Below are 13,439 nucleotides of genomic sequence, written 5' to 3'. Positions count from 1 at the left end.
TAGTGGCATGCCCGCGACGCTCGGCTGTCCTCGGGATGGTTCCAAAAGCTGCTTCGGGTCCGCGAGAACGCTTTGCGACGAGCATCAAGCGTCAGATTGAAGCCCCTAAGTCCTCAACGGCTTGGGTAGCTTCTCGTCCGGCAGGATTTTGCGGACATGGTCTCGAACGATCTCGGCGCTGAAGGGCTTGCCCATAAAAGCCGCTCCATCTGGCAGGTCGCCGGGGCGGGGCTGGGCTTGGCCGGAGGCAACTACGACAGCGATGTGCGGCCAACGCTCCGTGGTCTGCCGCGCTAGGTCGAAGCCGTCGGCGTCCCCCGGCATGTGCACGTCCGTGAAGAGCAGCTGCACCAAGTCGTTATACTGATTCAATACCCGGATGGCCTGGGCGACGTTCATCGCCTGTAGCGCCCGAAACCCCGCATCCTCCAGGATGCTGGTTGCCTCCATGAGGATCAGGGCGTCGTCATCGACGACGAGAGCGTAGGGCGCATCGCCCGAAATGTTATGGGTCACGCAAGTCCAAGTCGTACTGGGATCAAAAGGTTGCCCGTCGACGGTTTTCGCGATCCCAGCAGATCCACTCGCGCGACCGGGCGGTCGCCATCCCCCTTGCAGGGTCAAAGATGCGGATCCTCGGCCGCCCGGAGCCTGTCCGCCGCGATGGCCGTCCGGAACGCCTGATAAGGCGCCTCGTTCCGATCGCCTTAAGCCATCGCCCGATCGGCCGGGGCCCCGCAGATCGGTGCGGCCGTCATGACCGCGATAGCCCGCGCTCGCTGCCGCATTACCGGTCCGCCGGTAAGTCTCATACGAAACGCCGGTGATCATGGCCGATAGGCCCGCGCGGGCAGGCCGAGGGATTTGATCTTCCCGGGTTGATCGACGAGGCGATTCCAGGCGCGGCAGCACCGGTCGACGGCGTCGCCGTAGGATGCGAAAATTCAATCGTCGAGCCAGTTGTCGCGCATGAATTGCCAGACGTTCTCCACCGGGTGGCGTTCGGGCGCGCAGGGCGGGAGCGTGAGCAGGGTGATGTTGTCCGGCTCGATGACGTTGTGGGGACTGCGCCAGCCCGCGCTACCCGTCATCAGCACGGCGTGGGCGTGGGGCGCGACGGAGCGGCTGATCTCGGCCGAGTGCAGGCTTATCGCCTCGCTGTTGCACCGGGGTAGGACCAAACCGGCCCCTTTTCCCCTCTCCGGGCAGATCGCCCCGAAGAGGTTGGAATATGCCGTGCGCTGATCCTGCGGCGCCGATGTCTCCGTGTCCTCGCTGCGAGACGCATTGGAAGCCTGCCTCGAGGAGGCGTCAGCACAGATGATCCAATCGGAGGCCGCAGCTTGCTCAGCGGCGGTGTAATCCTATTTCCTTCAGCCCCATGCTGGCCGACGATTTCAACGTATAGTAATAGAAATTGATTGCGGGGTCTTGAATTACCTTTTTTGCGTTGCTTAGAACCGGTCTGCGTCTGCAGCGGATCTTCTCCGAACCGGCCCGACGGCTCTCGGCTAGACTACGTCACGCCGGATCGCCATCGCGTGCAGGGCCGGACGTACGGCTTCGCGTCCCGATCGGTCGTTCAGTTCCTGCCATCGGCGTCCTTAGAGCGGTCCTTGTGTCGGTTGGCCTAACGGGATGGTCTCCGTCCTCGGAGCGCTTCTATGGGGCACCGAGCAATGGCGCATTTCTCACAACATGGTTCTCAAAACCGCGGGATGTGACTCCTTCGTCGATCTGCCGTTTGCAGAGGGGCTTGATGAGAAACGTCTGCGACCTTACAAAAAAAAGAAATCATTATATCCGTCTGAACTCCGGCCTGGTCACGCTATATTTGTTTGATGATTGTATTTTATGATGCAAGCGAAGTATTCTTAGCAATCCATTTCTACAGAAATTTGTTTGAACACCCATCTATGACGACTTAATTATTTTCTTAACACATAGGACCGACAGTGTCTGCAATCCTCATCGCGCTGACCACGGAGCGGCGACGAGACATCCACTTCACAGAACAACGCCCCGTCTCACCGGATGGTGAAACGGGGCGCGCGCTGCTGTGCCTGTCGTCGATCAGGCCGCCATAGACCCGTAACGCCGGTGGCCCTTCACGTCGTACCGGTCGAGCATCATGACCTTGTCCCAGACCCGGACGAAGTCCGCGACGAACCGTTGCTGGCCGTCGCTACCGGCATAGGCGTCGGCGATGTTGCGCAGCTGCGCGTTCGACCCGAAGATGAGGTCGTTGCGCGTCGCCTCGAACTTGGCCTGCCCGCTCTCACGGTCCTTCAGGGCGAAGGTGGTGCCGGCTGCGTCGGCCTTCTCCCAGACCAAGTTCGTGTCGGTCAGCGTCCGAAAAAAGTCCGTCGTCAGCACACCCACCCGGTCGGTGAAGATGCCCCGGTTCGAGCCGTCGTGGTTGGCGTTCAGAGCCCGCAAACCGCCGGTCAGCACCACCCATTCCGGCGCGGTCAGCGTCAGAAGGTTAGCCTTATCAAGGAACATCTCCTCCGGCGACAGGCGCGGCGCCATCGACGCGAACCCGTCATCCACATAGTTGCGGAAGCCGTCCACGACCGGCTTCAGCCACTCGAACATCTCGATATCGGTGAGCGCCTGCGTGGTGTCGACACGGCCGGGCGTAAACGGCACGCGCGTCTCGACACCCGCGTCCAGAGCAGCTTTCTCCACGGCAGCACAGCCGGCGAGCACGATGAGGTCGGAGAGCGAGATTTGCTTGCCGTCGCCGCGCTCACCGTTGAACGCGGCCATGACTCCGCGGAGCGCCTCGACCACTGGCGCGGCCCGGCGGTTGACGGCCCAGTCCTTCTGTGGGGCAAGTGCGAGACGCCCCCCGTTGGCGCCGCCGCGCTTGTCGCTGTCACGGTAGGTCGAAGCCGCCGAGAAGGCGGTGAACGCGAGGTCCGAAACCGACAAGCCCGTGGCCAGGATCGCCTGCTTGAGGGTGGCGACCTCGGCCTCGCCCACAGGGGCGTAAGCCGCGTTGGGGATCGGATCCTGCCAGAGCAGGCCGTCCTCGATCGTCACCTCCGGGCCGAGGTAGCGATGCTTGGGGCCCATGTCGCGGTGAGTGAGCTTGTACCACGCCTTCGAGAAGGCTTGCGTGAAGGCGTCGAAGTCGTTGAGGAACTTCTCGCAGACCTTGCGGTACTCCGGATCGACCTTGAGTGCGATATCGGAGGTCATCATCATCAGAGGATGCGACTGCCCGGCGACGTGTGCGTCGGGCGTCCGCGGCGCGTTCGGGTCCTTGGGCGTCCATTGCAAGGCGCCGGCCGGGCTTTTGGTCTGCTCCCAGTCGAACTTGAAGAGGTTCTCCAGATAGGCGTTGTCCCACTGCGTCGGGTTGGGCGTCCAGCTGCCCTCGATGCCGTTGGTCATCGTGTCCTTGCCGGCACCGGTGCCGTTCGGGTTGTGCCAGCCGAGCCCCATCGCCTCCATCGGCGCCATCTCCGGCGGCGGCCCGATCTCCTTGGCGGGGGTCATGCCGTGGCTCTTGCCGAAGGCGTGGCCGCCGGCGATCAGCGCCACCGTCTCCTCATTGTTCATGGCCATGCGGGTGAACGTCACCCGGATGTCGTTGGCCGAGCCCTGCGGATCTCCGTTCGCGTAGGGCCCCTCGGGATTCACGTAGATCAGCGCCTGATGGGAGGCGGCGAGCGGGTTCTCGAGGTCGTAGTCGGGGTCGCCGTTCTTGCCGCGCCAACGCTTGTCGCGGTTGACCATTTCGTCGAAGCTCGAGACGGAGCCCATCTCGACGACCTCCGGCCCCCAATAGGTGGCGTCGTCCGCCTCCCAGGCGTCGAGGCGCCCGCCGCCGAACCCGTAGGTCGGCAGACCCATGATCTCCAGGGCGCAATTGCCGGTGAGAACCATCAGGTCGGCCCAGGAGAGGGCGTTGCCGTACTTGTGCTTGATCGGCTGAAGCAGCCGGCGCGACTTGTCGGTGTTGCCGTTGTCCCACCAGCTCGAGATCGGCGCGAAGCGCTGCATCCCGGTGCCGGCGCCGCCGCGCCCGTCGGCGATGCGGTAGGTGCCGGCCGAATGCCAGGCCATGCGGATCATCTGCGGTCCGTAATTGCCGTAGTCGGACGGCCACCATGCCACCGACGACGTCAGGAACTGCTTGATGTCGCGCTTGAGCGCCTCGAGATCGATCGTCTGGAAGGCGGCAGCGTAGTCAAAATCGGGCCCGAGCGGATCGGCCGCCAGCCCGTTCTGGTGTAGGAGCTCGACCCTGAGCCGATGCGGGTACCAGTTCTCCAGCGCCGGACGGCTGCCGAAGGCCCCGCCGATGCGGTCGCCTCCGAACGGACACTGGCCCGCCATCGGATAGGAGTCGGTGTTGGTCTTGTCCTTCGTGATCGTGTTCATCAACATCCCCCAGGCGCAGGACCGACGTCGCCGGACTGAGCGGGCCGCCAGCTTTCGTTGACGGCAGCGCCAGGCGTGGCGCTCATCGCGAGACGGACGCGCTTCAACGATCCTGCATCGCTCGTGACATCAGCCGCGAGGCTCGAAAATCAAGATGCCGCGCCGCTCACGCAGGCTTGGCGGCCTGCGGCGCGCCTTGGGAAAAGCCACCTCACATTTGCGCGAGCCTATTGCACGCAATAGAGATCTCCGCCGATGGTCAACCGATTGTCGCGCGTAACGCATTATCGCTGTCGCCATAGCGCTGTACGACATGCGTAGCCGCGATCGGGGAACCGCGCGGCCGCGCGATGGAACGAGGGCCCAGCCACGGTTGGCACGACACGCGCGCGCAGATCGACAGACGCTGGCGACCGCCTTGCTGGCTACATCACAGGACACAACGGCAGCGGCTGCCCCTCGCGACACAAGCCGGCCTGGCTTCGACGTCCGCTCACGGACATGGCGTCCGGAATGCAGAACGGCGGAGTCGGGGCGGTTGGCGTTGACCCTCTTTCTTGGTCGAGCCCCCCCGAAGCGGAAGTGCTGCTTTCAGCCAGACTACGTGACGCCGGATGGCCGAGGGGCGCAAAACCCGCCGCTCGGCTTTGCGCCCAATGCAACCGCTTAGCCGGCTCTGGCGACTTCTCCGACGCGGTCGTTACAGCAGCTCAGACTGTAGGTCTCAGTTGGCCTGCCTTGCCAGTGAGCTGAGCCCAGAGCAACTCGTGCTGGACGTCCTGCGGAACCGTTCGATGATCAAGAATGCGGAGGCGCGGGAACTTACCGGCATTACATGTGATCGAGGCTCTAAAGCTTATTCACGCCAACAATGCAGAACCCATGCCCAAAAGGATCGCTGCAAAACGCAACGGGGGGAAAGCCCGGGACGCGGTGCACCTGTTCTGAAATTGCGCCGTTCGCCAAGGCGCGTGCGAGCGTCGCCTCGAAATCGTCGACACGAAAATCGATGTGTACCGGTGTCCAATGGCGCTCATATCGGCGAACGTCGTCGCTTCCCGGCGCCGGTGAGGATCCAGCCGGTTTCGCAAGAAGCCCAATTGTTTCATCCCCCAAAGTCAGCTTCGCGTAGCCGGGATGAGGTCGGGACGTCTCGACGAAACCAAAGACGTCACCGAAGAACTTCAGACCCTTATCGATCGACGGGACGTCGATGGAAACAGTCACCTTCATCTCAACCGTTCCAATCGCTTGTATATTGACCGGTCTATGCGGAGTTAAACGCGCATCAGGCCTCGATCCTGCCAGCACCCCATTCCAGCAAGCGTCGGCTGCCCGCCCCCATTCGTGCCTTCGGCGGCAGCGGGCGTTTCCAACTTCCGTATGGGGTCGGTTCCGAACGTTGAGGCGACGTCCGGTTCACTTCCTGCAGTCAGCGCGTCAGCACGATGTGGGTCGCGAGCTCCGTTGGGACCGTCTCCGTCACCCGATAGCCCAGGCTTGGCAGGTCGATGCCCGAGAACAGGTGCTCGCCCTGGCCCAGGACGATGGGCGACACCGCCAGGTGCATTTCATCGATCGCGCCAGCGAGCAGATACTGCCGGACCGTCGACACGCCGCCGCCGATCTTGATGTCCAGGTCGCCGGCGGCGGCCTCGGCCTGGGCGAGCGCCGCCTCGATTCCCCCGGTGACGAAATGAAAGGTCGTCCCGCCCTTCATCACGATCGGCGCCCGGGCGTGATGAGTGAGGATGAAGGTTGGCGCATGATACGGGGGATTGTCGCCCCACCAGCCCTTCCACGCGTCGTCCGGCCATTCGCCCCGGATCGGGCCGAACATATTGCGGCCGAGGATGAACGCGCCAAAACCTTCCATCCCGGCGTCGGCGAAGCGATCGTCAGTCCCACCGCCTTGCCCATTCATTGATCGAAAGGCCCGCGTCGGGAAGAACCAACGCATCAACTCCGGCCCACCTTTCCCGAGCGGATGCTCCAGGCTCTGGTCCGGGCCGGCCCCGAAGCCATCGACAGACACAGCAAAACCTCTCACGCGCACCTTGCTCATGGCGATCAGACCTTCGCGTTCAGGCTGACGATAAGCTCGTCCAGCTGTTCGAATTGCTCGCCCCACCCGCTGGTGCTTCCGGAGGCCACGGCGTCATCAAGCGCTTTCTTCGCGGGGTAGAGCTCGTGCACGACGACGCGTGTCGCGCCATCCATTTCCTCGAAGGTCACCGTGGTGAGGGCCCCATGCTCGCCCCCTTCGTCATTGGTCCAGACGAGGCGGGCATGGGGTGTCACCTCGATGTAGCGGCCGAAGAACGCCATAGGCCTTTCCGCTGAGGGGTGACCCATCACCAGCCGGTACGCTCCACCCGTGCGGATGTCGGCCTCGAAGGAGATCAGCGAGACCCCGCAGGATTGGGGCACCCACCATCTTTGGAACAGCGCCGGCCTGGTCCATGCTTGGAAGACGATCCGCGCCGGGCCGTCGACATTTCGCGTGACGGCTAGCTCCCCGTCCGATGCCCGCTCCACCGTCGTGCGCGCCTTCCTGGCCGCAGGCCCACTCTGTCTGCCTGCGTGAATCAGCGTCTCGCTCGTCACCGCTAGCCTCCGTTCACGCTGCCTGGCGCGGGCCGGCAAGGCCGTGACGGTTGCCTGCCGGATCGGCGATGTTGGCCAAGTAGCTGCCTCCGGGGATCAAATCGGGTCCTTGAAGCACCGTGCCGCCCCTGTCGCGAACCGTCGCGAGCGCGGCATCGATGTCGACCACGTGGACGTACCGGTTCCACCGAGGCGGGGCGCCGGTGACGGCACTCGACATCACGGCGCCAGGGCGCAGGTCACCCCGGCCGATGAAGGCGTACTCACCCATTTCGCCCATCGGCATGGCCCCGAGCTTCCTCCATCCGAACAGCGCCCTGTGCGACGCGAAGGCAGCCTCGGGATCGGGGGTTGCGAGCTCGATCCAGACGCCGTGGCCACAGGTTTGCTCCGTTCCAAGGGGCACCAGCCCGAAGGCCCGACTCGCGCCGGCGCTCGCCGTATCCATCAGGGCGAACATCATGTCCTGCGGGTCGCCGACAATGACGAAACGCCCGACATGACGGATATCGACTGGCCCGAACACGATCCGGCCGCCGAGATCCGCCACCCGAGAGTCCGTGGCGTCGACGTCGCCGGTCTCAAGGTAGACCGCCCAGCCGGGCAAGCCGTGCGCCTCCGGCATCGACGGCCGGATCCCGGCCACGGGCATCCCGTCGGCCTCCGCGACTCGGCCGCCGCCGTGCTCGGGCATCAGGGACGGCGCGACGCGCCAGCCGGCAAGAGCCTCGTAGAAGGCCTGTGCCGCATCCTGGCCGGTCGCGCTCCGCTCGCACCAGATGGGTTCCCCCTCGTCAGTTGGCATCGGACGCCATCCTCCGTGACAACGGGCGCGCAGGCCATATCGCGGCGCCGCCCATGGCCCCGCTTTGCCCAGGCTTGCATTCTCAGTTATACAAAGCAACCATGCAGTTAAAAGAAATAACCATTGAGGCCGCCGCTCCACGAGACCGGCGCTACGACGATGCCTGCGGGACGGCCCTCGCCTTAGGGTTCATTGGCGAGCGCTGGTCGCTGCTCATCATGCGCGAACTGGTCTTCGGCCCCCGCCGCTTCGGTGAGATCCGGACAAACCTTCCAGGCCTCAGCGCCAACGTGCTGACGCAGCGCTTGGACAGCCTGGAAGATGCAGGCATCGTTCGCCGGTTCCGTCTGCCGTCCCCAGCCAACGTGCAGGTCTACGATCTGACGGAGTGGGGCCGTGAGGCCGCGCCGCTGATGCGCGATATGGGGCGCTGGGCAGCTCGCTCGCCGCGGCATGATCCGCGTCTGTTCATGTCGGCGGCTTCAGCCATGATGGCGCTTCAGGCCCTCGTCGACCGCACGCGGGCTGCGGAGCTGTCCGTGTCGGTCGCCTTCCACTTCCCCGGCGAGGACTTTATCGTGACCGTGACGGGCGGTGAAATCCTCGTGATCCGTGGGCTCTTGGAAACTCCCGACCTCGCTTTTACGGGCGATACGATGGCGATGCGCCGCACGATCTTTGGCAAGGCGCCTCTGGCCAGGGACGGTGCGGGCGGAACGCTGGCCTTCGCTGGCGAGGCCGATCTCGCACAGTCCTTCGTCGACCTCTTCGCCCTGCCCGCCAAAATCGCCTGAGGTAGCACCTTAACGGACGTGCCGGTCTTCGGCGCTAGGCCGGAGCGTGAAGTGAGTTGCGCGATGGCAGCCCAAAACGCAACGTCGCGGAAGTGGACGTGCTGCTTCCAGCCGCAAGCCCGAAGATTGTCGAATGGCAAACTGGGCTCGGCAAGAATCTGCCGGCTTGTCTGGCAAACCTTCTCCGAACGGGACCCGCGGCTTTCGGCCAGATCCAGCCGACCCGAGGCGTTCGCCTGCGCGTTTTAGATGGGTGGAAACTGGCCTTTCTGCTTCCTGGCGAGAACTGGCCGAAGCAAACGCGACCGCCCCTCTCCCGCATAGGGCGAGGGTTCACGCGCGGCAGTTGCTGTCAGGCAACCGAGGCACCCTACGGCACCATCGCTCCCTGCGTCTCGACATAGACCGCGTAAATCGAGGTGCTCGCCGCCATGAACAGCCGGTTCTTCTTCGGTCCACCGAAGCAGAGATTGGCGCAGGTCTCGGGCAGATGGATCTTGCCGATCAGATCCCCAGACGGCGTATAGCAGCGCACGCCGTCTTCCTTCGGGTCGGCCCAGCCCATCGAGCACCAGACATTGCCGTCGACGTCGGTGCGTACCCCGTCGGTGAAGCCCGGCGCGAAGCCTTCCGCGAAGACGCGGTCGCCGGTAAGCCGGTCGCCCTCGACCGTGAAGGCGCGGATATTGGCCCGCCCGCCATGGGTGATGCCGGAATCGACGACGTAGAGGATCTTCTCGTCGGGCGAGAAGGCGAGGCCGTTCGGCCGGTCGATGCCCTCCGCCGCAACCTTGGCCTGCCCAGTCGAGGGATCCAGCCGGTAGACCCGGGTCGGCAGTTCCGCCTTGTCCTTGTGACCCTCGTAGAACCCGTCGATGCCGTAGCCCGGATCGGTGAACCAGATCGCGTTGTCGGAGGCCACCACCACGTCGTTGGGGGCGTTGAGTCGCTTGCCGTCGAACGCGTCAATCAAGACCGTGATCTTTCCGTCCGGCTCGGTGCGGGTCACCCGGCGGGTGTCGTGCTCGCAGGTGATCAGCCGGCCCTGGCGGTCGCGGGTGTTACCGTTCGAGTAGTTCGAGTTCGCCCGATAGACGCTGACATGGCCGTTTTCCAGCCATCGCATGATCCGGTTATTAGGGAGGTCGCTCCACAGCAGGTAACCGCCGTCTCGGAAATAGACTGGGCCTTCCGCCCAGCGGAAGCCGGTGGCGACGCGCTCGATGGCCGCGTTGCCGACCTTGTAGCGGAAGCGCGTGTCGAGCGCCTCGACCCGCGGATCGGGATAGCGGGTACCCTGCAGGTCGCCGAGGGGCAGCCGGTCGGCCCGCGGAGCGACCGTGGTCGCCATGAAGGTGGCGGCGCCCACGAGAACGTCTCGTCGGTTCATCATTCGTCTCCTCCCGTGTGGTCCTCGCGCTGGACGGCGGGATTGTAAGGAAGCCGGGCACTCTGTCTCGTGATTTTCTGATCGATGAGGGGATGGTGCTGCGATCCGGACATGGAACATGAGGGGCGCCGGGCTCGTGGTCCTGTCGATCACCCTGATCTACACCTTGGTCGTCTACCGGGTGTTCAAGGGGAAGGTCGACAGCGCCGCCCATTGTGAGTGAGCCCGCTACCGGGCTCCCGGAGCCGCGCCGGCCGGTCAGGGCGCGCCATGGCGGGTGAGGGCGCGCGCTCCGAAGACGCGCTGGGATTCCTGCAGCGCGGCGCCGCGTGGTAGCCGCAGGAGGCGGCCGAGGCGGTGCGCATCGCGCTCACCGCCATTGCGGCGGTCTGGCTCGCCATGTGGCTCGAACTGGTGCTGCCGCACTGGGCCGGCTGGACGGTCATCTCGGTCACGCTCGCCACCCGCGCGGCCTCTCTGCGCAAGAGCCTGTGGCGGGCCGGCAGCACGCTGGTGGGCGTTACCGTCGCGATGGTGCTGGTGGCCAATTTCGCACAAGCGACCCTGGCTTTCGACCGCGCCCTCGCCCTGTGGATGGGCCTGTTCACCGCGGCCTCCAGCGTCGAGAGCGGCCAGCGCGCCTACGGCTTCGCCTCGATGGGCTTCACCGTGCCGATCATCGCGCTGGCCGACGTGCAGCACCCCGAGACGGTGTTCAAGATCGGCGTCGACCGCTGCTCGACGATCCTGGTCGGGGTGGTTCTACGCTACACCCTGCTGACGACCACCGGGAACTTCGCGCTGCTGGCCGCGGTGCTGCTGCCGGTGGCGATGCTGGCGGTGGTCGGCCGCGCCGACAAGCGCGCGATCTACGGGATCGGTTTCGGCTTCTTCGTCTTCGGCGTTCTCGATCCCAAGAACCCGATGACCTACGACCTCGAAGACTCGCTCAACACCGTGCTGGCCGAGCTGCTCGGGATGGCGATGGCGGCGATCGCGTTCTCGGCCCTGCCGCCGCCGGTGAGCGCCGCGAAACTGCGGCTGCGGGCCCGCGACCGCTACCTTGCCCGGGGCTTTGGCCGGCTCGCCCTCATCGGCGCGGATGACGCGGCGGCCCGGAGCGGCAAGCGCCTGCTCGTCATCGGGCTCCTGCTGCTCGCCCTGCGGGAGACGGACGACCGGCAGGGCCGCCGCGTCGGCCGGGCGGTCTGGGCGCGGCTCGCCGCGCCGCGTTTCGGCGCGCCTGATCCCTCGTGCGAACCCTTGCGCGAATTCGCCGACCGGGCGACCCTGCCGCTTCAGGCGGAGCGCATCGGGGCGCTGGCCGCCCTCGTGTCGGATCTCGACCGCGCGGGCTGGCCGATTCTCGACCCGGAAGTGCGGGCGTGCTCGGATTGCGGGCGGTCGATGTGCTGGGGCTCTTCGTCGAGCCCGCGGTGATCTGCCTGCTGGCCGCCCTGGTGATCACCTGGGGCCTGCGCTGGATCCTGGACCGGATCGGCATCAACCACCTTGTCTGGAACCGCGCCCTGTTCGACTTCAGCCTCCTGACCGCCGTGACGGCGATGCTGATCCTATCCCTGCGCGTCCCGGGGCCGTGACGTGGCCGCGTTGCCGCGATCATCCCTGCGCGACTGGCAGCCGCACCCGCCTATAACGTCGCCGCCGCGCTGCTGGCGCTCGCGGCGGCGGTGGGCCTCGCCTACCTCGCCTTCCTCTACTACGCCTACACGCCCTGGACCCGGGACGGACGCGTCCGGGTCTACACCGTGCAGGTGGCGCCGGAGGTCTCGGGCACGGTGGTGGCGGTCCGCGTCCGGGACAACCAGTTCGTCCACAAGGGCGACGTGCTGTTCGAGATCGAACCCGGCACGTTCCGGAACGCCGTGACCCAGGCCGAGGGTGCCCTCGCCAGCGCCCGGGCGCAAGCCGGATACCTCGTTGGGATCGCGCGCCGCACGCGGCCGATCTCGACGACCTCGCCGCCACCCCGCAGCAGAAGCAGACGACCAGCGGCCAGGCGCAGGCCGCAGAGGCCAACGTGGTCCAGGCGGAGGGCGCGCTGGCGCAGGCGCGGCGCAACCTGGAGCGCACGACCCTGCGGGCCACCGTGCACGGCTGGGTCACCAACCTGCTGCTGCAGGAGGGCGACTTCGCCGCCACGAGGCAGCCGGCGCCGCCCTCGGTCAACGGCGACAATTTCTGGATCGAGGGCTATTTCGAGGAGACGCAGCTCCCGCGCATCGACGAGGGCCACGCCGCGCGCGTGTCGCTGATGGCATGGCTGGACCGTCCGATCCGGGGCCGCGGGATCAGCGTTGCCGATGCCGCCCCGGGTATCCAGGGGCTGCCGGTGGTCAATTTGATCTTCACCTGGGTCCGTCTGGCGAAGCGGGTGCCGGTCCGGATTGACCTCGACGACGTGCCATGCCCGATCGTGCTGGCGGCGGGAATGACGGCGAACGTCGCGATCCTGCTTGGGCAGGCCGCTCCGGTTGCGGCTTCGGCCGCCGCACCGGCGCTGCGGATCATCGGCCGAACCTCAGGGCGCGGAGGCCCGGCGCTGACCGTCGCCCACGCCGGTGGCTCTTCTCCGTCGCGAACGCGGCAGCCATTGTGCCGCATGGATCCGGACAACTATCTTTGTATTGCATTCCGTGCAAATCATGCACTGGATATCGGCACATATTTCAGTTTCGGACCAAAAAGGCCGTTCTCGCATCTTAGATGCATTTGAGCGGACCCGCCGTTTAAGGCCAGTTCCTGCTGTCGCCGATGGGCGACGAGCGGCTTCCATGGGTGGATCTTTGCCGGTCCGCTTCTGGGCGGCAATGCGTGGACCTTGAAGCGGACGTCGCTGCGGCGCCGATGCCCGACTCGTCGCGGACCGTGGCTGCGCTTCTGAACGATCAGCCATCCTCATGCGGATCGTTACGGCAGGCGACGGGGCCCTGATCACACGCCTTCACACGGCGAGTTGGAAGAGCGCCTATCGTGCAATTCTGAATTCCTCGCCGGTCCGATCGAGGAGGACCGCCTCAGCGCTTGGCTATCCCGCACCGCGCAGCGGGACCAAGACGAACACGTCATCATCGCCGAAGCCCATGACGAGCCCTTCGGCTGCGTTTGTGCAGTGTAAACTCAGGATGATCAGTCAGGGACATTGATTGACCATCTTCATCTCGTCACGGCCGCGAATGGTCGGGAATTATATGCAAAGTGACTCCAGGTTTATGGCGAGTGTTCAGCACATGATTACAGACGCTCAGGGATTGACTTGTAGTTTTGCGATTCAAACGAGCCCGCCCGCCGCCTCTACGAACCTCTTGGCGGTGTGGTCGTTGAGCGAAGCATGCACGACGCGCCCGGCGGAGGCGTCCGGCCCGCTTTGCGCCTCCAGCGGCCACATCCGGCCTCGGCGTTCAGCCTTGCCGAGGTCCGCTGACCG

General features: G+C 65.4%; 11 protein-coding genes and 2 pseudogenes. 5 read left to right on the top strand and 8 right to left on the bottom strand.

All coding sequences use genetic code 11. The features are described from left to right. Nucleotides 1-105 precede the first annotated feature (105 nt). From JOE48_RS30145 to JOE48_RS06245, 7 genes and pseudogenes are all read right to left on the bottom strand, one after another. Nucleotides 106-516, bottom strand: coding sequence for a response regulator (locus tag JOE48_RS30145; protein WP_312893101.1), 411 nt, complete (start codon nucleotides 514-516; stop codon nucleotides 106-108). A 311-nt stretch (nucleotides 517-827) separates the two neighbouring features. Beyond that, a pseudogene (locus JOE48_RS30140) lies at nucleotides 828-1,322 on the bottom strand (transposase). Nucleotides 1,323-2,073: 751 nt separating this feature from the next. Beyond that, nucleotides 2,074-4,395, bottom strand: a complete 2,322-nt coding sequence (gene katG / locus JOE48_RS06265; RefSeq protein WP_210028696.1) for a catalase/peroxidase HPI — start codon at nucleotides 4,393-4,395, stop codon at nucleotides 2,074-2,076. A gap of 849 nt (nucleotides 4,396-5,244) precedes the next feature. Further along, nucleotides 5,245-5,628 carry a VOC family protein gene (locus JOE48_RS06260; RefSeq protein WP_210028695.1) on the bottom strand — a complete coding sequence of 128 codons (384 nt, stop codon included), beginning with the start codon at nucleotides 5,626-5,628 and terminating at the stop codon, nucleotides 5,245-5,247. Nucleotides 5,629-5,827: 199 nt separating this feature from the next. Next, entirely contained in the window at nucleotides 5,828-6,460 is a 633-nt protein-coding gene (locus tag JOE48_RS06255) for a dihydrofolate reductase family protein (RefSeq protein ID WP_210028694.1), read from the bottom strand. A gap of 5 nt (nucleotides 6,461-6,465) precedes the next feature. After that, complete coding sequence (locus JOE48_RS06250) at nucleotides 6,466-7,002, bottom strand: SRPBCC domain-containing protein (protein WP_210028693.1); 537 nt, start codon at nucleotides 7,000-7,002, stop codon at nucleotides 6,466-6,468. Between the two features lie 13 nt (nucleotides 7,003-7,015). Further along, nucleotides 7,016-7,807: a VOC family protein gene (locus JOE48_RS06245; protein ID WP_210028692.1), complete on the bottom strand. Its 792-nt coding sequence runs from the start codon at nucleotides 7,805-7,807 to the stop codon at nucleotides 7,016-7,018. 101 nt (nucleotides 7,808-7,908) lie between these two features. On the opposite strand from JOE48_RS06245, the gene JOE48_RS06240 reads away from it, so the two are divergent. After that, on the top strand, nucleotides 7,909-8,601 hold the full coding sequence (locus JOE48_RS06240; protein ID WP_210028691.1) for a winged helix-turn-helix transcriptional regulator: 693 nt from the start codon (nucleotides 7,909-7,911) through the stop codon (nucleotides 8,599-8,601). A 370-nt stretch (nucleotides 8,602-8,971) separates the two neighbouring features. Here JOE48_RS06240 and JOE48_RS06235 read toward each other — a convergent pair whose 3' ends face one another. After that, nucleotides 8,972-9,952, bottom strand: a complete 981-nt coding sequence (locus JOE48_RS06235) for an SMP-30/gluconolactonase/LRE family protein (RefSeq protein WP_245253135.1) — start codon at nucleotides 9,950-9,952, stop codon at nucleotides 8,972-8,974. 396 nt (nucleotides 9,953-10,348) lie between these two features. On the opposite strand from JOE48_RS06235, the gene JOE48_RS31005 reads away from it, so the two are divergent. From JOE48_RS31005 to JOE48_RS30995, 4 genes and pseudogenes are all read left to right on the top strand, one after another. After that, nucleotides 10,349-11,431 carry an FUSC family protein gene (locus JOE48_RS31005; RefSeq protein ID WP_312893100.1) on the top strand — a complete coding sequence of 361 codons (1,083 nt, stop codon included), beginning with the start codon at nucleotides 10,349-10,351 and terminating at the stop codon, nucleotides 11,429-11,431. Continuing rightward, nucleotides 11,401-11,592 (top strand): DUF1656 domain-containing protein, encoded by a 192-nt coding sequence (locus JOE48_RS06225; protein WP_312893099.1) that lies wholly within the window; start codon nucleotides 11,401-11,403, stop codon nucleotides 11,590-11,592. Before JOE48_RS31005 ends, JOE48_RS06225 begins: the two co-directional genes overlap by 31 nt. Nucleotides 11,593-11,682: 90 nt before the next feature. After that, nucleotides 11,683-11,844 (top strand): annotated as a pseudogene (locus tag JOE48_RS31000) (biotin/lipoyl-binding protein); the annotation flags it as partial. 188 nt (nucleotides 11,845-12,032) lie between these two features. Beyond that, nucleotides 12,033-12,728: a hypothetical protein gene (locus JOE48_RS30995; protein WP_312893433.1), complete on the top strand. Its 696-nt coding sequence runs from the start codon at nucleotides 12,033-12,035 to the stop codon at nucleotides 12,726-12,728. The last annotated feature ends 711 nt before the right edge of the window (nucleotides 12,729-13,439 follow it).

Origin of the sequence: Methylobacterium sp. PvR107 (genome assembly GCF_017833295.1) — a bacterium.
Taxonomy (GTDB): domain Bacteria; phylum Pseudomonadota; class Alphaproteobacteria; order Rhizobiales; family Beijerinckiaceae; genus Methylobacterium.
This window is presented reverse-complemented; position numbering and strand designations above follow the sequence as displayed.